Annotated in this window: 17 protein-coding genes; 6 read left to right on the top strand and 11 right to left on the bottom strand. The window is 64.6% G+C overall.

The genetic code is table 11. The annotated features are described in order from the left end of the window. Positions 1-92: 92 nt before the first annotated feature. Positions 93-671, bottom strand: a complete 579-nt coding sequence (gene bamE, locus C1720_RS07970; protein ID WP_050714844.1) for an outer membrane protein assembly factor BamE domain-containing protein — start codon at positions 669-671, stop codon at positions 93-95. Between the two features lie 86 nt (positions 672-757). Here bamE and C1720_RS07975 point away from each other — a divergent pair, with 86 nt between their 5' ends. The 4 genes from C1720_RS07975 to lspA all read left to right on the top strand — a co-directional run bounded on the left by C1720_RS07975 (position 758) and on the right by lspA (position 6,584). Further along, the gene (locus C1720_RS07975) at positions 758-1,705 is read left to right on the top strand and encodes an alpha/beta fold hydrolase (protein WP_102284583.1); all 948 of its coding nucleotides are present in this window, start codon (positions 758-760) and stop codon (positions 1,703-1,705) included. Next, on the top strand, positions 1,702-2,757 hold the full coding sequence (locus C1720_RS07980) for a bifunctional riboflavin kinase/FAD synthetase (protein ID WP_102283834.1): 1,056 nt from the start codon (positions 1,702-1,704) through the stop codon (positions 2,755-2,757). The genes C1720_RS07975 and C1720_RS07980 overlap by 4 nt, the downstream gene beginning before the upstream one ends. A gap of 163 nt (positions 2,758-2,920) precedes the next feature. Beyond that, positions 2,921-5,803 (top strand): isoleucine--tRNA ligase, encoded by a 2,883-nt coding sequence (gene ileS, locus C1720_RS07985; protein ID WP_102284584.1) that lies wholly within the window; start codon positions 2,921-2,923, stop codon positions 5,801-5,803. Positions 5,804-6,038: 235 nt separating this feature from the next. Continuing rightward, the gene (gene lspA, locus C1720_RS07990) at positions 6,039-6,584 is read left to right on the top strand and encodes a signal peptidase II (RefSeq protein ID WP_102283835.1); all 546 of its coding nucleotides are present in this window, start codon (positions 6,039-6,041) and stop codon (positions 6,582-6,584) included. 18 nt (positions 6,585-6,602) lie between these two features. On the opposite strand, the gene C1720_RS07995 is transcribed toward lspA, so the two are convergent. Beyond that, on the bottom strand, positions 6,603-7,283 hold the full coding sequence (locus C1720_RS07995; RefSeq protein WP_102283836.1) for a TetR/AcrR family transcriptional regulator: 681 nt from the start codon (positions 7,281-7,283) through the stop codon (positions 6,603-6,605). A 251-nt stretch (positions 7,284-7,534) separates the two neighbouring features. On the opposite strand from C1720_RS07995, the gene C1720_RS08000 reads away from it, so the two are divergent. Next, a complete protein-coding gene (locus C1720_RS08000; RefSeq protein WP_102283837.1) occupies positions 7,535-9,733 on the top strand; it encodes a TonB-dependent receptor in 2,199 nt (732 codons plus the stop codon). A gap of 274 nt (positions 9,734-10,007) precedes the next feature. Here the strand turns inward: C1720_RS08000 and C1720_RS08005 are convergent, their stop codons facing one another. The 9 genes from C1720_RS08005 to C1720_RS08045 all read right to left on the bottom strand — a co-directional run bounded on the left by C1720_RS08005 (position 10,008) and on the right by C1720_RS08045 (position 18,579). Continuing rightward, on the bottom strand, positions 10,008-10,679 hold the full coding sequence (locus tag C1720_RS08005) for a hypothetical protein (protein WP_146006925.1): 672 nt from the start codon (positions 10,677-10,679) through the stop codon (positions 10,008-10,010). Next, the gene (locus C1720_RS08010) at positions 10,680-11,438 is read right to left on the bottom strand and encodes a pesticin C-terminus-like muramidase (protein ID WP_158241676.1); all 759 of its coding nucleotides are present in this window, start codon (positions 11,436-11,438) and stop codon (positions 10,680-10,682) included. A 709-nt stretch (positions 11,439-12,147) separates the two neighbouring features. Beyond that, a complete protein-coding gene (locus C1720_RS08015) occupies positions 12,148-13,461 on the bottom strand; it encodes a dihydroorotase (protein WP_102283840.1) in 1,314 nt (437 codons plus the stop codon). A 61-nt stretch (positions 13,462-13,522) separates the two neighbouring features. Continuing rightward, positions 13,523-14,485, bottom strand: a complete 963-nt coding sequence (locus C1720_RS08020; RefSeq protein ID WP_050714835.1) for an aspartate carbamoyltransferase catalytic subunit — start codon at positions 14,483-14,485, stop codon at positions 13,523-13,525. Between the two features lie 46 nt (positions 14,486-14,531). After that, a complete protein-coding gene (gene pyrR / locus C1720_RS08025) occupies positions 14,532-15,032 on the bottom strand; it encodes a bifunctional pyr operon transcriptional regulator/uracil phosphoribosyltransferase PyrR (protein WP_102283841.1) in 501 nt (166 codons plus the stop codon). After that, a complete protein-coding gene (ruvX, locus tag C1720_RS08030; RefSeq protein WP_102283842.1) occupies positions 15,029-15,457 on the bottom strand; it encodes a Holliday junction resolvase RuvX in 429 nt (142 codons plus the stop codon). Before ruvX ends, pyrR begins: the two co-directional genes overlap by 4 nt. Beyond that, the gene (locus C1720_RS08035; RefSeq protein WP_050714832.1) at positions 15,454-16,056 is read right to left on the bottom strand and encodes a YqgE/AlgH family protein; all 603 of its coding nucleotides are present in this window, start codon (positions 16,054-16,056) and stop codon (positions 15,454-15,456) included. The genes ruvX and C1720_RS08035 overlap by 4 nt, the downstream gene beginning before the upstream one ends. A 295-nt stretch (positions 16,057-16,351) precedes the next feature. Further along, on the bottom strand, positions 16,352-17,488 hold the full coding sequence (locus C1720_RS08040) for a PilT/PilU family type 4a pilus ATPase (RefSeq protein WP_050714831.1): 1,137 nt from the start codon (positions 17,486-17,488) through the stop codon (positions 16,352-16,354). Positions 17,489-17,535: 47 nt separating this feature from the next. Beyond that, positions 17,536-18,579, bottom strand: a complete 1,044-nt coding sequence (locus C1720_RS08045) for a type IV pilus twitching motility protein PilT (RefSeq protein WP_102283843.1) — start codon at positions 18,577-18,579, stop codon at positions 17,536-17,538. Positions 18,580-19,167: 588 nt separating this feature from the next. Here C1720_RS08045 and C1720_RS08050 point away from each other — a divergent pair. Further along, a complete protein-coding gene (locus C1720_RS08050; RefSeq protein WP_146006927.1) occupies positions 19,168-20,358 on the top strand; it encodes a porin in 1,191 nt (396 codons plus the stop codon). Positions 20,359-20,452 lie beyond the last annotated feature (94 nt).

Consider the following 20,452-nt stretch of genomic DNA (forward strand, 5'->3'; position numbering starts at 1 on the left):
ATTCCACGGGGACTTGAGGCCGATTTGGCCCTGATTGGCAAGAGCGCAGGCGCTGCGCCCGGCCCCCGCGTTTCGGAATAGGCGCTCAGGCGTCAGCGCATGAGCACGCGCGCCAGCGTGCCGGGCGCGCCTGAAACTTCGCGCACTTTGCCAGCGGCGTTGAAATGCACCTGGTATTCCTCAAAGCTGCCCAGCCAGTAGCGCCAGGCGTCCGTGTCCAAAGCAGGGTTTTCGCTGCTGACCGGGTAGCCCAGCGCCATGATGACCTGCTCGCGCGTCATGCCCACGCGCACCCGGGCTGTGCGGATGGCCTCTTGCACTTTCTGCGGCCAGCGGGCCAGCGCCTTGGCCGGATCGGTTCTGACGATGTAGCGCTCGGTGAACTGGGCATCGTCCAGATCGCGGCTGTAGTCGTTGCCCAGGCGATAAGGCTCGCCCTTGATGGTGATGTGCACCCGGTAGCGGCCATGCCCGGTGATTTGCACGGGCGTGCCCGCCTGGATCAGCCGCGTGCCGTTGCCCGTGTAGTTGATGTCGCTGATCCAGTCGCCGCTGACCCGCATGGTGCAGCACAGCCAGCCGCTATAGACCGGCTGGGCTTGCGCCGGAGCGCAAAAAGCCGCCGCGCAGGCCAGGGCGGCGGCGCGAGAAAGGCTTGCAAGGTGTGTCATGGTGGCCTCCTGTTTCAAATCGTGAATTGATCGCATTTTGCATGTCCATCCAGGCGCGGCAAGGCCATGCCGGAAAATGGCCGCCCATGAACGCATCCGCTTACACCCCTTTGCGCCCGCTGCGCTCGCGCCACGTGGCGCTGCGGCACATCAGCATGCACTTGAGCGAATGGGGCGCGCCGCCGGGCGATGCGGACGCGCCGCTGCTGGTGCTGCTGCACGGGTGGATGGATGTGGGCGCGTCGTTCCAGTTCGTGGCCGATGCCTTCAGCGACGGTTTTGCGCGCTCGCGCCGCATGGTGGCGCCCGACTGGCGCGGCTTTGGCCTGACGCGCCAAAGCGGCCCGGTGGATCACTACACGATTGCCGATTGCCTGGGCGATCTGGACGCGCTGCTGACGCTGCTGGCGCCGGATGGCGCGCCGGTCGATCTGGCGGGCCACAGCCTGGGCGGGCACATTGCCATGCTGTATGCGGGTGCGCGGCCGCAGCGCGTGCGGCGCGTGGTGAATCTGGAAGGCTTCGGCCTGCCCGCTGCGGCGCCTGAACAGGCGCCCGCGCGCATGGCGCAGTGGCTGGATGAGCTGGCCCGGCTGCATCAGGGCCAGGCGGGGCTGAAGCCTTATGCCAATGCCGCCGCCGTGGCCGAGCGCCTGCGGCAAAACAATCCGCGCCTGCCCGCCGACAAGGCGCTGTGGCTGGCCGGGCATTGGGCGCAGCCGGACGGGCAGGGCCTGTGGCGCGTGCTGGGCGATCCGGCGCACAAGGTCATCAGCCCTTACCTTTTCCGGCTGGAGGAGACGCTGGCGGCCTATCGCGCCATCACCGCGCCCGTGCTGGCCGCGCACGCGCTGGATGAAAAGGGGCGCGACAGCCTGGGCCTGCTCTGGCGCGGCCAGTACACGCTGGCCGAATACCTGGAGCGCATGCGCAGCGTGCCCGATTGCCGCATCGAGGCCGTGCAGGGCGCGGGCCACATGCTGCACCACGACCAGCCGCAGGCCGTGGCGCGGCTGATGGAGTCCTTTCTATGAAGATTTTTCGCGGGCTGCGCCATCCGGGCATTGCGCCGGGCTGCGCGCTCACCATTGGCAATTTCGACGGCGTGCACCGGGGCCATCAGGCCATGCTGGCGCGCCTGTGCAGCGAGGCGGCGCGGCGCGGCGTGCCCAGTTGCGTGCTGACTTTCGAGCCGCACCCGCGCGACTGGTTTGCCGCCGCTACGGGGCAGCCCGATCTGGCGCCGCCGCGCATCAGCGCCTTGCGTGACAAGCTGGCCGAGCTGGCGCGCTGCGGGGTGGATCAGGCGGTGGTGTTGCCATTCAACGCGGCGCTGGCGGCGATGCCCGCGCAGGATTTCATTGACGACGTGCTGCTCAAGGGCCTGGGCGCGCGCCATGTGCTGGTGGGCGACGACTTTCGCTTTGGCGCCAGGCGGGCAGGCGACTTCGCCTTGCTGCAAGCGGCGGGCGCGCGGCGCGGGTTTGACGTGGCGCGCATGCCCTCTTACGAAGTGCAGGGGCAGCGCGTGTCATCCACTGCCGTGCGCGAGGCGCTGGCGGCGGGCGACATGGCCGCCGCCGCCAGCCTGCTGGGGCGGCCCTACGCCATCAGCGGGCATGTGGTGCATGGCCGCAAGCTGGGGCGCGCGCTGGCCGAGAGCGCGCCGGGGCGGCAAGACGGCTTTCGCACGCTGAACCTGCGCTTTTCACGCCGCGCCTGCGCCTGGCAGCCGGCGGCCAGCGGCATTTTTGCCGTGCGGGTATCGGGGCTGGGCAGCGCGCCGCTGCCGGGCGTGGCCAATCTGGGCGTGCGCCCTTCGCTGGATGCGCACGACATCAACGGCGGCCGCGTGCTGCTGGAAGCGCACGTTTTTGACTGGCCCGCCAGCCTCGGCCCCGAGGGGGGCTACGGTAAGATTATTTGCGTGGAACTCATCTGGAAACTGCACGAAGAAAAGCGCTATCACAGCCTGGCGGCGCTGGCCGAAGGCATCGCGCGCGATGGCGCCCAGGCGCGCGCGTGGTTCGAGCGCCATCCAGCGGCAGCAGCGGCAGCGGCCCATCCGGCCACGGGTCGAATTTGAAGGGGCGGCGGGCCGTCCTGAAGACGCGGCCTGCCACTGGCCCCGCCCCGCTTCTCTCCCCCCATCCGTTTCCCCTTTTCACTCATTTTTTGATCGCTGCCCGCGCTTGTGCGGCGGGCGCTGGCGGCCCTTTCAGGCCGGAAAAAACCTGATCCACTCCACCATGAGCAACGACAGCAAGCAAGCAAGCCAAGCCAAGAGCTACCGCGACACCCTGAACCTGCCCGACACGCCTTTTCCCATGCGGGGCGAACTGCCCAAACGCGAGCCGGGCTGGATTGCCAGCTGGGAAGGCAGCGAAAAAAGCGGCGGCCTGTACCAGCGCTTGCGCGCCGCGCGCTGCGGCCACCCCAAATTCGTGCTGCACGACGGCCCGCCCTACGCCAACGGCCAGCTTCACATGGGCCATGCCGTCAACAAGATTCTGAAAGACATGATCAACAAGGCGCGCATGCTCGATGGCTTTGACGCGCAATACGTGCCCGGCTGGGACTGCCACGGCCTGCCCATTGAAAACGCGGTGGAAAAAAAGTTTGGCCGCAAGCTGGGCCGCGACGAAATGCAGGCCCAAAGCCGCGCTTACGCCACGGCGCAAATCGCCCAGCAAAAGCAGGACTTCAAGCGCCTGGGCGTGCTGGGCGACTGGGACAACCCCTACCTGACCATGAACTTCGGCAACGAAGCCGACGAGCTGCGCGCCTTCAAGCGCGTGATCGAGCGCGGCTTTGTCTATCGCGGCCTCAAGCCCGTGTATTGGTGCTTTGACTGCGCGTCTTCGCTGGCCGAGTTTGAAATCGAATACCAGGACAAGCAAAGCGGCACGCTGGATGTGGCCTTTGAGGCCGACAACCCGCAGGCGCTGGCCGCCGCCTTTGGCCTGGACAGCCTGCCCGGCCCCGCCTACGCCGTCATCTGGACCACCACGGCCTGGACGCTGCCCGCCAACCAGGCGCTCAACGCCAACCCCGATCTGGAATACGCGCTCGTCAGCACCCCGCGCGGCGTGCTCCTGCTGGGCCGCAAGCTGGTAGAGCAGGCGCTGGAGCGCTACGGCCTGAAGGGCGACATCATCGCCACCGCCAAAGGCCAGGCGCTGGCCGGGCTGGCCTTCCGCCACCCGCTGCATGACGCGGCCGACGCCGGCAGCGGCCCCTACAGCTACCGGCGCCTGTCGCCCGTGTATCTGGCCGACTACGTCAGCGACAGCGACGGCACCGGCATCGTCCACTCTGCGCCCGCCTACGGCGTGGACGACTACCAGTCCTGCATGGCCCACGGCATGCGCACGGACGACATCCTCAACCCCGTGCAGCCGCACGGCAGCTACGTGGACGAGCTGCCCCTGTTCGGCGGCCTCAATATCTGGAAAGCCTGCCCCGTCATCGTCGAGGCGCTGAACCAGGCCGGCCGCCTGCTGGCCTCCAGCCCGCTGCAACACAGCTACCCGCACTGCTGGCGGCACAAAACGCCCGTCATCTACCGCGCCGCCGCGCAATGGTTCATTCGCATGGACGAAGGCGAAGGCGTCTTCACCAAAGACAAGGCCCCCAAAACCCTGCGCCAGCTTGCGCTGGAAGCCATCGACCACACCAGCTTCTACCCCGAAAACGGGCGCGCCCGTCTGCGCGACATGATTGCGGGCCGGCCCGACTGGGTCATCAGCCGCCAGCGCGCCTGGGGCGTGCCCATTCCCTTTTTCCTGCACAAGGAAACGGGCGAGCTGCACCCGCGCACCATGCAAATCATCGACCAGGCCGCCGACATGATTGAAAAAGGCGGCGTCGAAGCCTGGAGCCGCGCCAGCGCCGAAGACATCCTCGGCCCGCAAGATGCGCCGCACTACACCAAAAGCACCGACATCCTGGAAGTGTGGTTTGACTCCGGCTCCACCTTCTGGCACGTGCTGCGCGGCTCGCACCAGGCGCTGGCGCACGACAGCGGCCCCGAAGCCGACCTCTACCTGGAAGGGCACGACCAGCACCGGGGGTGGTTTCACTCCTCGCTGCTGCTTTCCTGCGCCATTCATGGCCGCGCGCCCTATCGCGGCCTGCTCACCCACGGCTTCACGGTAGACAGCCAGGGCCGCAAGATGAGCAAATCGCTGGGCAACGGCATCGACTTGCAGCAAGCCTTCAAAAAGTGGGGCGCGGAAATCATCCGCCTCTGGGTCGCCGCCAGCGACTACTCCGGCGACATCGCGGGCGACGACAAAATCATGGCCCGTGTGATCGACGGCTACCGCCGCATCCGCAACACCCTGCGCTTTTTGCTGGCCAACGTCAGCGACTTTGACGCGGAAAAAGACGCCGTGCCGTTTGAGCAGCTGACCGAAATCGACCGCTGGGCGCTCACGCGCGCCGCCGCGCTGCAATCCGAATTCATCCAGCACTTTCGCGTGTATGAATTCCACCCCGTCGTCGCCAAGCTCCAGCTCTTTTGCTCCGAAGACCTGGGCGGCTTTTATCTCGACATCCTCAAAGACCGCCTCTACACCACCGCCGCCACGGGCCACGCCCGCCGCAGCGCGCAAACGGCGCTATGGCACATCACCCAGGCCATGCTGCGCTGGATGGCGCCCTTTTTGAGCTTCACCGCCGAAGAAGCCTGGCCCTTCATCGGCAAAACCGGCCAATCCATCTTCTTTGAAACCTTCCACAACCTGCCTGCGGGCGACGACGCCCTGCTGGCCAAATGGCAGCGCCTGCGCGAAATCCGCGACGTGGCCAACAAGGAAATCGAATCCCTGCGCGAAGCCGGGCAAATCGGCGCTTCCCTGCAAGCCGAAATCGCCGTCACCGCCGCGCCCGAAGACCACGCCCTGCTCGCCAGCCTGGGCGCGGAGCTGCCCTTTGTCTTCATCACCTCCAAAGCGCAATTGCAGCCCGGCAGCGCCCTGGGCGTGCAAGTGCGCCCCAGCGCCCACGCCAAATGCGAACGCTGCTGGCACTACGAGCCTGAAGTCAGCCCAACGCAAGCCATCTGCCAGCGCTGCGCCGGCAACATCAGCGGCGAAAGCGCACGGCAAGAGCAGCGCGCCTTTGTCTGATTTCCGCAGCCCCGCCAGTGGCGCGGCGTCCCGGCCATCCTGCGGACGCCGCGCTTCTCGCCCCCACGGACAGACTTGAACAGGCCGCTCATGCCCCCGCGCCGCCTTGCCGGCGCATCAAGAACAAGAGCGAAAAAAAGGGGCCCAATCAGCATGATGTCCTAGTGAAACCTGCGCAGGCAGCTATTGAAAAAATAGCAAACAAAGCGCCTGCCTTCTTCCGTCCTTGCCTCACATGGCCAAAAAAAACACTCCCGCCGCCCGCGCCGGAACCACGGCTGACACGACTCGCCTGGCCTTCTGGCTCCTGCTGGCCGCGCTTGTCATCGTGCTGGACCAGTTCACCAAATGGCTCATCGTGGGCCATTACCGGCTGGGCGATGTCACGCCCGTCACCAGCTTTTTCAACGTCGTGCGCGCGCACAACACGGGCGCGGCCTTTTCCTTTCTGGCGCAGGCGGGCGGCTGGCAGCGCTGGCTGTTCACCGGGCTGGGGGCGGCGGCGGCCCTGTTCATCGTGGCCCTGCTGCGCGGGCATGGCGGGCAGCGCCTGTTTGCCTTTTCGCTCAGCATGATTCTGGGCGGGGCCATTGGCAATGTGATTGACCGCGTGGTCCACGGCTACGTGGTGGACTTTCTGGACTTTCACTGGCGTTTTCTGAACGGCCTGTTCCACCACGGCCACTTTCCGGCCTTCAACGTGGCCGACATGGCCATCACCGCTGGCGTGGCGGGCCTGCTGCTCGATGAGCTGCTGCGCGTGCTGCGGGGGCGCAAGTAGCGCGGGCGGCGGGCCAGTTCAATCTGGCGGCGCGGCAGTGCGGCCCAGCCGCAGCAGCGCGCCGGCAATGAGCGCGCGCATGCCGCGCTCGAAATCGGCTTCGATCTCGGCCCTGTCCGCGCTGTTTTCCTGCGCGCTGGCGTGCGGCGCTTCGGGCGTGGCGCAGACGGTGTCGGCCACGGCGATGCAGTGAAAGGCCACCATCGCCAGCGTCTGGCGCGCGTCTTCCTTGGAGATGCCGAAAGCGCGCGCCACCTGGGCGTGGTGCTCGTCAATGCGCGCCGTCATGGCGGGCGTGGCGGCGGCGCGGCGGATGAGCCAGGGCGCCAGCCCCGGATACGCCCGGGCCAGTTCACGCAGTGAATGGGTGAAGGCCAGCAGGTAGGCCTCCAGATCACCGCTTCCCTTGCCGCTTTCGCCCTTTTCGCCCTTTTCGCCCTCCGCGCCGCCGCCTTCTGCGCCCTCTTGCGGCAGCGGGGGCATTTGCCAGCGCTCAAAAATTTCGGCGGCCACCAGGCGCTTGAGTTCTTCCAGATTCGGCACGTGCTTGTAAAGCGCCACGTGGCTCACGCCCAGCGCGCTGGCCACGCCGGTGAAGGTAAGGGCGGGCAGGCCGATTTGCATGCCGGCTTCTGCAATGCGTTCGCGGGTCAGGGTGCGGGGGCGGCCCCGCGCGGGGGCTGGCGGCTCGTTGCTCATGGAATGCCTTCTTTGCTGGGCCATGCCGCTGCGGCATGGCGGGGCGGATTGTCCACGGCAGCTTAAGGCGCCTCGGAAAAAGGAGCGAATTCAGGCAGCGGAAAACAGCTTTCGCGCAGATTCCACTAGGACATCACGCTATGGATAAAGGAGCGAAATCAGGCTTCACATGCGAATTAGTTTAATATGATGCAACTAAATCAGTCCGCAGCCCTGACGGGCTGCTTTCGTTCACGTTGCAGGAGCATCACATGAAGCCATTCCATTCCAACTCGACGCGGGGCAAAAGGGCGCTGCTGTCCGCCCTGGCGCTGGCGGCGGCGGCCGCGTCGGCGCAGACGGCGCAAACAGCACAAACAGCGCCAGCAGAGAACGCGAAGCAGCCCGCCACGCTGCCCGAGGTGAAAGTGCAGGAGGCCGCCGCCGCGCCCGTTTACGCGGGCGGCCACGTGGCCACGCGCGCCCGCCTGGGCCTGCTGGGCGGCAAAGACTTCATGGAAACGCCGTTTTCCACCATCGCCTACACCGAAAGCTTCATGGAAGACAGCCAGGCGGGCGACGTGAGCGACGTCATCGCCCGCAATGATCCGGCGGTGTTTGCCAGCGGCGCGCCGGGCGAGAGCAACGAGAGCTACACGATTCGCGGCCTGCCTTCGCTCGTGGCCGACGTGATGCTCAACGGCCTGCCCGGCATGGCCGCCTACTTCCGCAACGCGCCCGAGATGCTGGAGCGCGTGGAAGTGCTCAAGGGGCCATCAGCCCTGCTCAACGGCATGCCGCCCAAGGGCACCACGGGCGGCGCGGTCAATCTGGTTCCGAAGCGCGCGGGCAGCGAGCCGCTGGCGCGCGTCAAGGCCATTTACCAGTCGGACAGCCACTTTGGCAGCCATGTGGATGTGGGCCGCCGCCTGGGCGAACAGCAGCAGTTCGGCGTGCGCTTCAACGGCGTTTGGCGCAACGGCGAAACCGCCGTGAACACGCAGCGCAAGAAAGCCACGCTGGCCTCGCTGGGGCTGGACTGGCGCGGCGCGGGCGGGCGCGCCCGCGTCTCGGCCGACTTGTACCGCACGCAAGACCGCGTCAAGGGCATGACGCGCGGGCTGACGCTTGCGCCCGGCCTGACCGTGCCCGCGCCGCCCCGGCCCGATGTGTCATGGAACCCGCCCTGGGCCTATTACGACAGCGTGGACAAAGGGGCCATGCTGCGCGGCGAGTTCGATTGGGGCCAAAACCTGACGGCCTGGGCCGCCGCCGGCGCCAGCCACACGGCGTTTGACACGCTCATGGGCATCGGGCAAGTCATCAACGCAGCGGGCGACATGCGCCTGAACTTCGGCGGCGTGGCCGACACGGCCCGAAGGCGCTCCGCCGAAGCGGGCCTCAAAGGCCGGCTGCACACGGGCGCCGTGGGCCACCAGCTCGCGCTCCAGCTCACGCACTACAGCGAAAACTACCGCCTCAACGGCGCCATGGGCCTGCTGCCCGGCGGCTGGACCACCAGCCTCTACCACCCCGCGTGGGGGCCGCAAGTGGCGCTGCCCAGCCCCGCCCCGGCCATCACCCGCACCGACACGCGCCTGTCCAGCATCGGCGCAGCCGACACGCTCTCCTTCATGCAAGAGCGCCTGCAAATCACGCTGGGCGCGCGCCGCCAGCAGGTAAAAAGCGCCACCTTCAGCGGCGCAAGCGGCGCGCAGCTGGGCGCGCGCTACAGCCAAAGCGCCACCACGCCCTCTGTCGCCATCCTCTACAAGGCCGGCAGCCGCATATCGCTCTACGCCAACTACGCAGAGGGCTTGAGCCAAGGGGCCATCGCGCCCGCCACCGCCGCCAACGCGGGCCAGGCCTTCCCGCCCTTCAAAACGCGGCAGAAAGAAGCGGGCCTCAAGCTCGACCTGGGCGAATTCGCGCACACCTTCAGCGTGTTTGAAATCAGGCGGCCCGGCAGCTACACCGACTTGCTCACCAACTTCTTCTCATTCGGCGGCATGCAGCGCAACCGGGGCGTGGAATGGGGCTTTTTCGGACAGGCCCGGCCCGGCCTGCGCCTGATGGGCGGCCTGGCCTGGACGCAGGCCAAGGTGATTCACGCCGCCCAGGCCGCCCACGAAGGCCGCCAGGCCACGGGCGTGCCCAGGTGGCAGGCCAAGCTGGGCGTGGAATGGGACGCGGGCACGGCCTGGCCCGCCGCGCAGGGCCTGACGCTCACGGCCCATGCCGCCGCCGCATCGCGGCAATACCTCAGCGCGGACAACGCGCTGTCCATCCCCGGCCGCGCCGTCATCGACCTGGGCGCGCGCTACGCCACGCGCGTGGCGGGCCGCCCGTTCACCTTGCGCGCCACGCTGGCCAACGCGGCCAACCGCGCCTACTGGACCAAGCCCTACTTCGCCAGCCTGGCCATGGGCGAGCCGCGCACACTGCGGCTTTCGGCAACGCTGGATTTCTGAACAGGACGGAATGCAGCAGGAGCTTTAGCTCCTCTATTCATAGCATGGGGTCCTGGTGGAACGTGCGCAGACTGGCATTTTGGCGTGCTCGAATTCGCTCCTGTTTTGGATGCATGCTTCAGGGCAAAGAGCCTTCCCGGAGCCTGTTCGCAATCTGTCCGTGACGCGAAAAACGCAGAACCGGGCACCCTGCGGCGTTTGCCAATCCTCGCCGGGGCGCAAGACCCGGCTGCGCCTTGCGCCCCGCTCCGGTCCGCACTTTCACGGCCCCAGCTCACCGCCCAGACGGTTTTTTTGCGGCCGGAACGCGGAAATCGCCATCCCAGGTTTTGACCGTGGAGCTGGTTCTTCTGAAAATCTGGACGATGCTGGTGAGATGCTCTTTCCCATCTTTCATCTGCGAGCGGTACGTTGAATTAATCAGTATGTCACGGCCGGCAAAATAAAAGATATAGCCTGGGCCACCTGAACCTCCAGTAAAACTGACCATGTAGTTTTGCCGCTCCGGAGTGATGCCATAGGGCTTCAATAGCTTGCTGATGGCCGCCAAGTCATCATCGTCAGCGTCATAGATAATAACGCCGATATTTCTCTGTATGAGATTCTGCGGCATTCGCCGGTGTTCATCCCTGCACCAGTGATACCAAGTTGTCTGGCGGCACATCGAGTCGGAAAATGGCGGATAAAACAGCATCTCGTGATTGCTTCTTTCCTCCCTGGTGTGCGGATAATATTCAAAAAAATCGTCATGGCGTACGAAGGATAGTTTCTGCCCTTCAAAGAAGGTTGAGTCCGATATTTCGGCATCGTCTGTCGGAGGGGGAATGCTTTTGACCATGACATAGGTGCCTTCCAGGCGTGGATAATAAAAATGCGCCTTCTTGCCCTTTGCGGCGGCGCTGCCGCACGCCAGGGCAAGCAGCATGGCCCAAAGCATTCGTTTCATTTACTTTGCCTCCTGTCCTTCAGGCTTTACCTTGTGTCTTTCTTCATGTATGCAAGACAGCCAGGCTTCAAGATAATCATGCTCCTTGTTGATTCGTTTTTCCTGCCCCGGATAATTGGCAGGAACCAGCTTGTCAAGCGCGTCCCGAACCAGGCCCAGAGAGAAAGACTTGGCAATGGCTTTGGATGCGGGAATTTGCAGATTGCCATTTTGCCACTTTCTTGAAAACAAAATGGTTTGCTCCTCAATGGCGAGTTCTTTGAATTCCCTGTGTTTTTTTATATCCTTTGTCAGATCTTTATATTCCCTAGCCAGGTCTTTGAGCATTTCATTTTTCATTTCCGCGACAACCTGCTCCACTTCCTGTTTGCTCAGGCTCAGCGGTTTTTCCTTCAGCTTTTCTATGGCCTGGCCCCGGATCAGCCCCATGTAAGGCTCCAGCTTGGCAATCAGCTCTTGCTTGATGCCGAAATTGCGCAGGCGGTCTTTATAAGCTTCCGGGGCCTGCTGCCCCAGATCCACGCCCACGCCAATCGTGACGCCCGAGCGGTTGTCTTTGCCCTTGAGCATGTTGCGGCCATTGATTTCCTCTGTCGCCCTGTCAATGGAAATGGCTCCGTCCTTTGAAACCACCAGATCGGCGGGCCACCAGGGAACATAGCCGTTCAGGGCCAGGCCGCCTTCAAATTTGGCAATGGTTCCAAAGTCAATCTTTGTGCCGTGCGTTTCATTGATTTTTTCGGCGGCGGCGGCGCTCATGCGGAGATTGGGGTTCACCCTAGGGCCGTAATAGTCCGCGCGGGTGCGCTGCCCTGCTTTCTTGGCATGCGCCTTGTCAATCACCACGATGCCATTGCGAAATGAGCCGGGGCCGAAGTTTTTTTCCACCTGGTAGAGCACGGCGTCCCAGTCGGCTGGGTCGAGCTGCTGCCTGAGGGTTTCATTGGTTTGTTGTGCGGCTTTTTGCGCGGCGCTCAGTTCCGGGGCCGCGTGGGCGGGGCCGAGGGGATGCTGGCCTTCGGGGTTCTGGGCCAGGTCGCGCAGGGTCTGGCCGGGCTGCGCAGCGGACTGCCCCGCCGGGGCGGGCGCAGCGGATGGGGCGTGAGGCTGGGCGTCTTGTGGCTGCGTGGCGGGCAGACGAGGGGCGGATGGGGGACGAACGCCTGTGACCATGATGAAAGCTCCTTTGAACAAAGTGAATGGGAGCGCGCATCGTGCGCTTTGCGGCAGGCGTTTGGCAATAGGGGTCGTTCTATATGTATGCGCTTACATACTGGTAGTTGTATTTATTTTCTGGCTGAACGCGCATCAAAAAAAGGAGCAAATTCGAGGGGGCTGAAATTCCTCTCTGCGCTTTCTGCACTAGGACCCAATGCTATGAATCAAGGAGCGAAAACAGAGCGGCGGACGGCTTATCTCGCTTCATGCATTCACGGCCGCGTCTGCGGGCTGTCTTGCGGCCGGGTTTTCAGGCTTCAAACGCCACTTGCCCGCCGACCAGCGCGAAGCGCACCTGGCCTGTGGCTTCTTGCCGGGCGAAGGGCGTGGCTGCGCCCTGGCTGCGCAGTTGGGCGGGGTCGATGGGCCAGCGCGCTTGCGGGTTGAAGACGCACACGTCGGCCATGCCGCCTTCGGTGAGGCGGCCCAGGCTGGCTTGCAGCGAACCCAGGGCCGCGCCCAGCACGTGGGCCGGGCCGCTGGTGATGGCTTGCAGCGCGCGCCGCAGGCCGGGGCCGCCTGGGGCTTGCCCCCAGCGCAGGGCCAGGGGCAGCAGCAGCTCCAGGCCGGCGGCGCCGGGCTGGGCCTGGGCAAAGGGCAGGGTTTTGGCGTCGGCGGTGACGGGGGTGTGGTCGGAGACGAGCGCGTCGATCGTGCCGTCGGCCAGGGCGTCGGACAGCGCCTGGCGGTCGGCCGGCTGGCGCAGCGGCGGCAGCAGGCGGGCGGCGGAGTCGAAGTAGCCCAGGTCTTCGTCGCTCAGGTGCAGGGAGTTGATGCTGACGTCGGCGGTGATGTTCAGCCCTTCGGCCTTGGCCTGGCGCAGCAGCGCCACGCCTTTGGCGCTGGAGAGGCGGCAGATGTGTACGCGCGGGCTGCCCGCGTGGCCGGCGCCGAAGGCGCGCAGCAGCTCCAGCAGGGTTTGCAGGGCGATGGTTTCGGCGGCGGCGGGGATGCCGGCCAGGCCCATGCGGCTGGCGATGGCGCCGCTGGCGGCCACGCCTGCGCCCAGCCAGGCGTCTTGCGGGCGCAGCCAGACGGCGTAGCCGAAGGTGCTGGCGTATTGCAGGGCGCGGTGCAGCACTTGCGTGTTGATCAGGGGGGCGTCGGCCTGGCCGAAGGCGATGCAGCCGGCTTCGGTCAGTTCGGCCATTTCGGTGAGTTGCTCGCCAGCCAGGCCGCGCGTGAGCGCGCCCAGCGGCAGCACGCGCGACTGGTGCAGGCGCTCGGCGCGCATCTTGAGCATTTCAACCAGGCCCGGCTCGTCGAGCACGGGGTCGGTGTCGGGCGGGCAGACCAGGCTGGTGACGCCGCCTGCAATGGCCGCGCCCACTTCGCTTTCCAGCATGCGGGCGTGTTCGTTGCCCGGCTCGCCCAGGCGCGCGCACAGGTCGATCAGGCCGGGGGCAACGATGCAGCCGGCGGCGTTCAGGCGCCGGTCGGGCGTGAAACTGCCGGGCGCTTTGCCGATGGCGACGATGCGGCCTGCGGCAATGGCGATGTCGGCCACTTCGTCGCGGCCGCTGGCCGGGTCAATCACACGGCCTTGTTCGATGAGGAGTTTCATGGTGCTGCGAAGAAAGAGGGGGTTGCGGGCGCTTCGGAGAGCCTGTTTTCCGAACAGGTTTTCAGGCGGCGTTGCCTGCCACGATGCTCAGCGCCGCCATGCGCACGGCGATGCCGAAAGTCACTTGCGGCAGGATGACGCTTTGGCCGCCATCGACCACGGCGGAGTCGATTTCCACGCCCCGGTTGATGGGGCCGGGGTGCATCACGATGGCGTCGGGCCGGGCGCGCCGCAGCCGCTCGGGCGTGAGGCCAAAGCGCCGGAAATATTCCTGGCTGCTGGGCAGCAGCGCGCCGCTCATGCGCTCGTTTTGCAGGCGCAGCATGATGATGACGTCGCAGTCGCGGATGCCTTCTTCCAGGTCATGGAACACGCGCGCGCCCATTGCGGCGAAATCGGCGGGCGCGAGCGTGCGGGGGCCGACCACGCGCACTTCGCCCGCGCCCAGGGTTTTGAGCGCGTGAATGTCGGAGCGCGCCACGCGCGAGTGCAGCACGTCGCCCACGATGGCCACCGTGAGGCTGGAGAAGTCTTTTTTGTAGTGGCGGATGGTGTACATGTCCAGCAGCGCCTGCGTGGGGTGCGCGTGGCGGCCGTCGCCCGCATTGACCACGTGCACGTGCGGGGCCACGTGCTGCGCCACCAGGTAGGGCGCGCCGCTTTCGCCGTGGCGCACCACGAAGATGTCGGCGGCCATTGCGCTGAGGTTGGCGATGGTGTCCAGCAGGCTTTCACCCTTGGCGGTGGATGAGCGCGCGATGTCCAGCGTGTAGACGTCTGCCGACAGGCGCGTGGCCGCGATGTCGAAAGTGGTGCGCGTGCGCGTGGAGTTTTCAAAGAACAGGTTGAACACGCTCTTGCCGCGCAGCAGGGGCACTTTCTTGACTTCGCGGTCGTTCACGCTCACGAACTGCGAGGCCGTGTCGAGAATGTGCGTGATGACTTCGCGCGGCAGCCCTTCGGTGGACAGCAGGTGAATCAGCTCGCCGTTTTTGTTGAGCTGGGGGTTGGGTGTGTTTGGCATGGCGGCGCAAGGCAGTGCAGGAAGAAGGGAAGGGGGCCGGTCAGGTTCAGCGCGGGCGCACGTTCAGCTCGAAGCGCCCGTTTTCATCGCGCGCCAGCGCCAGGGACTGCGCGGCGGGCAGGGCCACGCGGGCCGCAGCGGCGTCAGCGGCCACGGGCAGCTCGCGGCCGGCGCGATCGACCAGCACGGCCAGGCGCACGCGGGCGGGGCGGCCATAGTCAAACAGCTCGTTCAACACGGCGCGGATGGTGCGGCCCGTGTGCAGCACGTCATCGAGCAAAAGGATGTCGCTGCCGTCCACTTCAAAGGGCAGGCGCGTCTGGCCGCTGCTGCTCAGGCCCCGGCTGGCGAAATCGTCGCGGTGCAGGGCGGAAGACACCGCGCCCGGTTCGCCCTCGCGGCCCAGATCGGCATGCAGGCGCTCGGCCAGCCACCAGCCGCCGGAGATCACGCCCGCCAGCCGCGTGTGCGGCCCCATGAGCGGCTGCACGGCGCGGCGCAGCTCGGCGTAAAGCGATTCGGCATCGAGTGCCAGGCTTGCGGTCATGGAAGGCTCCTCAAAAACTGTTCCAGGATGATGGCGGCGCTGGCCGCGTCCACGTCTTTCGCGCCCATCGTGTGCATTTCTTCGCGCGCCTCTGTGGTGCTGTAGCGCTCGTCCACCTCATGCACGGGCAGGCCAAAGCGCCCGCGCAGCTGGCGCGCGAACTGGCGCGCGCGCGCGGTGTTTTCATGCGGCGCGCCATCGGGGTGAAAGGGCACGCCCACCACCAGCGCGTCGGGCTGCCACTGGGCGATGCGCTCGGCCACCAGCGGCCAGCGCGCCTTGCCTTCGGCGCGGATCACGCCTTGCGGCGTGGCGCTGCGGGTGATGCGGTTGCCCGTGGCCACGCCCGTGCGCTTGAGGCCGAAATCAAAGGCCATGAAGGACACGGCGGAAGTTGCCACGGGGGAAGAAGCGCCGCCGCTCATGCGTGGCCTGCGCCGGGCGTGATTGACCATGCCTGCAAGCCCAGCAGGCCCAGCGCCTGCTCGTAGCGCTGCTCAGCAGGCGCGTCAAAAATGATGTCGGGCGTGGCCTGCACCGTCAGCCAGCTGTTGTCAGCCATCTCCGATTCAAGCTGCCCCTCATCCCATGCGGAATAGCCCAGCATCACCATCAGCCGCCGGGGGCCGCCGCCCAGGGAAACGGCTTCCAGCACGTCGCGCGAGACGGTCATCTCCAGCCCGCCGGGCACGATCAGCGTGGAGGAATAAGCCGTTTCGTCGGCCTTGAGTTCATCCGCGCGCACCGGGTCGTGCAGCACGAAGCCGCGCTCGGTTTGCACCGGCCCGCCCATGTAAACCTGCCGCGCGCCCATGCCGGCGCTGGGCAGGGGCAGATCCAGCTGCTCGAACAGGTCTGAAAGCGTGACATCGCCCGGCTTGTTCACCACCAGCCCCAGCGCGCCTTTGGCGCTGTGCTCGCACACATAGACCACGCTGCGCGAGAAAAAGCGGTCTTCCATGCCCGGCATGGCAATCAAAAAATGGTTGGTGAGGTTGAAAGACTGCGGCGCGTCGTCGGGCATGGGGCGGATTCTAGGGCGCGGCGCCCGTCTGGCGGCCTGCCCGGCAGCAGGGGTTGCGGCGCTGGCGGCGCGGGTTTTCAGGGCCGGATTGCAAGCAGGCTCTCCGGCAAGACGCCAGGCGCAGGCGGACGGAAAGATCGCATGCGGGCGGCGCGAAAACTGGCTTCATTTGCTACTGCATCCATAGCATGAGGTCCTAGTACAGCCAGCGCGAGACGGTGTTTTCGCCCCTTGAATTTGCTCCTGTTTTTGATGCCGCCCGGCGGCCTGCGCCGGCCAGCAGGCGGGCTGGGGCCTACATGATTTCGAGGTGCTCGGTGCCTGCGGCCAGGTCAAGCGTCTTGGCGCGCTGGCTGGAGAGCTTGATTTGCAGGCGCAGGTCATTGGCCGAGTCGGCGTTGCGCAGGGCGTCTTCGTAGCTGATGAGGTGGGCTTCAAACAGGTCGAACAGCGACTGGTCGAAAGTCTGCATGCCCAGCTCGCGGCTCTTTTTCATGATTTCCTTGATTTCAGTGACTTCGCCCTTGAAGATGAGGTCGGAAATCAGCGGCGTGTTGAGCATGATTTCAACGGCGGCAATGCGGCCCTTGCCGCTTTCGCGCGGAATCAGGCGCTGCGAAATGAGCGCGCGCAGGTTCAGCGACAAGTCCATCAGCAGCTGGGCGCGCCGCTCTTCGGGGAAGAAGTTGATGATGCGGTCCAGCGCCTGGTTGGAGCTGTTGGCGTGCAGCGTGGCCAGGCACAGGTGGCCGGTTTCAGCGAAGGCCACGGCGTGCTCCATCGTCTCGCGGTCGCGGATTTCGCCCATCAAAATGACGTCGGGCGCCTGGCGCAGGGTGTTTTTCAGCGCGGCTTCCCAGCCTTCGGTGTCCAGCCCCACTTCACGCTGGGTGACGATGCAGTTCTTGTGCGGGTGCACGAACTCCACCGGGTCTTCCACGGTGATGATGTGGCCGTAGCTGTTGAGGTTGCGCCAGTCCACCATGGCCGCCAGCGTGGTGGACTTGCCCGAGCCGGTGGCGCCCACCAGAATGGCCAGGCCGCGCTTGGTCATGGCCACGTCTTTCAGGATTTGCGGCATGCCCAGCGTGTCGATGGTGGGCAGCTCCTGCGGAATGACCCGCAGCACCATGCCCACCTTGCCCGCCTGCACGAAGGCATTGCAGCGAAAGCGCCCGATGCCCGCAGGCGAGATGGCGAAGTTGCATTCCTTGGTGGCTTCAAACTCGGCGGCCTGCTTGTCGCTCATGACCGAGCGCACGAGGGTGAGCGTGTGCGCGGGCGTGAGCGGCTGGGCCGAAAGCTTGGTGACCTTGCCGTCCACCTTGATGGCGGGCGGAAAGTCGGCGGTGATGAACAAGTCGCTGCCCTTGCGGGTGAGCATGAGTTTGAGCAAATCGTTGATGAATTTGCTGGCCTGATCGCGTTCCATGTGCGTGCGGGAGAAAGTGGATGAACCGGGAAGGCGGCCGGAGATGATCAGCCGGGGAAGTTTTCAGGAATCTTGGCCTTGGAGCGCGCCTCGGCTGCGCTGATGACGTTGCGGCGCACCAGCTCGGTGAGGTTCTGGTCCAGCGTCTGCATGCCCAGCGACTGCCCGGTCTGGATGGCCGAGTACATCTGCGCCACCTTGGCCTCGCGGATCAGGTTGCGGATGGCGGGCGTGCCAATCATGATTTCATGCGCGGCCACGCGGCCGGAGCCGTCCTTGTTCTTGCACAGCGTCTGCGAAATCACGGCCTGAAGCGACTCGGAGAGCATGGCGCGCACCATTTCCTTTTCTTCAGCCGGAAACACGTCAATGATGCGGTCGATGGTCTTGGCGGCGCTGGAAGTGTGCAGCGTGCCGAACACCAGGTGGCCCGTTTCGGCAGCGGTCATGGCCAGGCGGATGGTTTCCAGATCGCGCATTTCGCCCACGAGAATGGCGTCCGGGTCTTCACGCAGCGCCGAGCGCAGGGCATTGGCGAAGCTGTGCGTCATGGGGCCGACTTCACGCTGGTTGATCAGGCACTTTTTCGATTCGTGCACGAACTCGATCGGGTCTTCCACCGTCAGCACGTGGGCGTATTCGGTTTCGTTGAGGTGGTTGATCATGGCCGCCAGCGTGGTGGACTTGCCCGAACCCGTTGGCCCCGTCACCAGCACCAGCCCGCGCGGCTTGAGCGCCAGGTCGCCAAAAATCCTGGGGCAGTTCAGCTGCTCCAGCGTCAGAATCTTGCTGGGAATGGTGCGCAGCACGCCCGCCGCGCCCCGGTTCTGGTTGAAGGCATTCACGCGAAAGCGCGCCAGCCCTTCAATCTCGAACGAAAAATCCACCTCCAGGTTTTCCTCATACACCTTGCGCTGGGTGTCGTTCATGATGTCGTAGAGCATGGCGAACACCTCCTTGTGCTCCAGCGGCTCCACATTGAGGCGGCGCACGTCGCCATTGACGCGGATCATGGGCGGCAGGCCGGCAGACAGGTGCAAGTCAGAGGCCTTGTTCTTGACGCTGAAGGCCAGCAGCTGGGTGATGTCCACGTTGTGATTTCCTTGAAGAAAAAAGCAAGCGCGCCAAGGCGGTTGCGGTTTGATACGCCGCGCAGATTATGACGACGATTGAAACAAACATAAACCATGCGCGTCGGCAAATAGCCGCAGCGCGCAGCGGCAGACCCGCGCCCGCCTGGTGCGGCGGCAGACTGAAGCAGCGCTTTCAAGCGCCGCGCCACTTGCCAGAACGAAGCAAAAACAGGAGCAAATCAACGGGGCCTGAAATGCCCGTCTGCGCTTATTCCACCGGGACATGCTGCTACGAATAAAGAAGCTGAATCAGCAAACGGCGCCCGGCCCGGCCAGCATGCGGGGCGCTTGCGTGGCGCGGACGCCCGGATGCCGCTGCCCGGCACTGAAAACTGGCGCGGGAAAGCGGCTTCCCGGAATCCTTTCAGCGCCCGCTCCCAGAGAACCGTCGCTCATACTGCTATTTGTTCGATGGCGGCAAAGCCCGCCAAACCGTGCGGCAGGGGGTATTGCCGGGCCTTGAATTGGCCCGGGTTCCTGCTGTGAAACCGGGGCGCTGCCTGCGCCTGCGGACAGGCTTCAAGCGGATTTCCGGCCCTGGCCCGGTTGAAAAAGCGCAACACCTGCCGCGCAGGCCCCGGCGCCGCCCGGGAAAAGAGATTGGCGCGGGCAAATGGCGGCGCGGCTTCGCGTTTTTACGGGCCTGGCCTGTTGGCGCTCGAACAAGACTGTGATTTAATGCACACCGTTTTTCGCGCCCTGCAAAGGGTTTATTCACCATTGCCCTTGATTGGAAAGGAAATCCAAATGAAAAAGAATCTGCCGGCCCTGGCCGTTTTGACGCTGCTTTGCGGCGCTGCATACGCCCAATCTTCGGTCACGCTGTATGGCGTGGCGGATGTGGGGATTGGGAAAATGAGTGGGCAGAAAACGGGGATGATTAGCGGTGATGTGGTAAATAACGCAACTAGCTATATCGGTTTCCGGGGTATTGAGGATTTGGGTGGCGGTCTGAAAGCGGGTTTCAGGCTGGAGCAATACGTCAATATGGAAAATGGCGCAACGGCTTCCGCCAACGGATTTTTAAGGCAGGGGAATGAAACCTATGGCCGCGCCGCCCATTTGTGGTTGGAAGGCGGTTTTGGGCAATTCAAGATGGGACGTTCTGAAACACCCAGCTATAACGCAATAACGAAATGGAGCATTGTGGGCGATGCTAGCTATTCTCCATCTTTGCAACGTTATGGAGCTGCGGGACGTTGGGCGCGCTCTAATAGTCAATTTAGCTATAAAACACCCGTATTGGGCGGATTCAGTGCCGAAGTCGCTTTTATCGCTAAAGGCGATCACGGCGACAAGGCCAAATATGACCTGAATTTGACTTATGAAAATGGCCCGCTTGCGGCGGGTATTGCATACAACAAGATTCAGGATGCCAAGGCTAATTATGCCTTGGGTGCTAAATATGATTTTGGTATGTTTGCCCTGTCGGCTGGATATTATGATACCCGTAATGCACAGCTTGCTACGCCACTTCCTGGCGGGGGTAATATTAAATTGGCCGGTTTCAGTATTGGTGGCTCTGTTAAATTTGATAATATTTCGCTGGCAATTGAATTGCAACGCCAGCGCAAGAGTGAAGTTCACTATCAGAATATGATCCAGAAATACAAGAAATACACAGAGGGCGTGGTGGAGGCAAAATATGCCTTGTCCAAGCGCACTTTTGTTTACGCCGATTACCTGCGTCTGGGGAACAAAAACAACTACGGTCTCGGCATTCAACATCGCTTCTGATGCTTGAATAGATATTGCGCAAACGGCCTGATGGGGAATTGAAGAGCCTGCATGCCGTATGGACTGCGGCCATATGGCCGGGGCAAGCGGGTTT

Origin of the sequence: Ottowia massiliensis (assembly GCF_900240305.1) — a bacterium.
GTDB lineage: Bacteria > Pseudomonadota > Gammaproteobacteria > Burkholderiales > Burkholderiaceae_C > Ottowia > Ottowia massiliensis.

Excerpts from the sequence above, each read along its gene's own strand:
- bamE (WP_050714844.1), bottom strand. The coding sequence starts at position 671 with ATGACACACCTTGCAAGCCTTTCTCGCGCCGCCGCCCTGGCCTGCGCG.
- C1720_RS07975 (WP_102284583.1), top strand. The coding sequence starts at position 758 with ATGAACGCATCCGCTTACACCCCTTTGCGCCCGCTGCGCTCGCGCCAC.
- C1720_RS07980 (WP_102283834.1), top strand. The coding sequence starts at position 1,702 with ATGAAGATTTTTCGCGGGCTGCGCCATCCGGGCATTGCGCCGGGCTGC.
- ileS (WP_102284584.1), top strand. The coding sequence starts at position 2,921 with ATGAGCAACGACAGCAAGCAAGCAAGCCAAGCCAAGAGCTACCGCGAC.
- lspA (WP_102283835.1), top strand. The coding sequence starts at position 6,039 with ATGGCCAAAAAAAACACTCCCGCCGCCCGCGCCGGAACCACGGCTGAC.
- C1720_RS07995 (WP_102283836.1), bottom strand. The coding sequence starts at position 7,283 with ATGAGCAACGAGCCGCCAGCCCCCGCGCGGGGCCGCCCCCGCACCCTG.
- C1720_RS08000 (WP_102283837.1), top strand. The coding sequence starts at position 7,535 with ATGAAGCCATTCCATTCCAACTCGACGCGGGGCAAAAGGGCGCTGCTG.
- C1720_RS08005 (WP_146006925.1), bottom strand. The coding sequence starts at position 10,679 with ATGAAACGAATGCTTTGGGCCATGCTGCTTGCCCTGGCGTGCGGCAGC.
- C1720_RS08010 (WP_158241676.1), bottom strand. The coding sequence starts at position 11,438 with ATGAGCGCCGCCGCCGCCGAAAAAATCAATGAAACGCACGGCACAAAG.
- C1720_RS08015 (WP_102283840.1), bottom strand. The coding sequence starts at position 13,461 with ATGAAACTCCTCATCGAACAAGGCCGTGTGATTGACCCGGCCAGCGGC.
- C1720_RS08020 (WP_050714835.1), bottom strand. The coding sequence starts at position 14,485 with ATGCCAAACACACCCAACCCCCAGCTCAACAAAAACGGCGAGCTGATT.
- pyrR (WP_102283841.1), bottom strand. The coding sequence starts at position 15,032 with ATGACCGCAAGCCTGGCACTCGATGCCGAATCGCTTTACGCCGAGCTG.
- ruvX (WP_102283842.1), bottom strand. The coding sequence starts at position 15,457 with ATGAGCGGCGGCGCTTCTTCCCCCGTGGCAACTTCCGCCGTGTCCTTC.
- C1720_RS08035 (WP_050714832.1), bottom strand. The coding sequence starts at position 16,056 with ATGCCCGACGACGCGCCGCAGTCTTTCAACCTCACCAACCATTTTTTG.
- C1720_RS08040 (WP_050714831.1), bottom strand. The coding sequence starts at position 17,488 with ATGGAACGCGATCAGGCCAGCAAATTCATCAACGATTTGCTCAAACTC.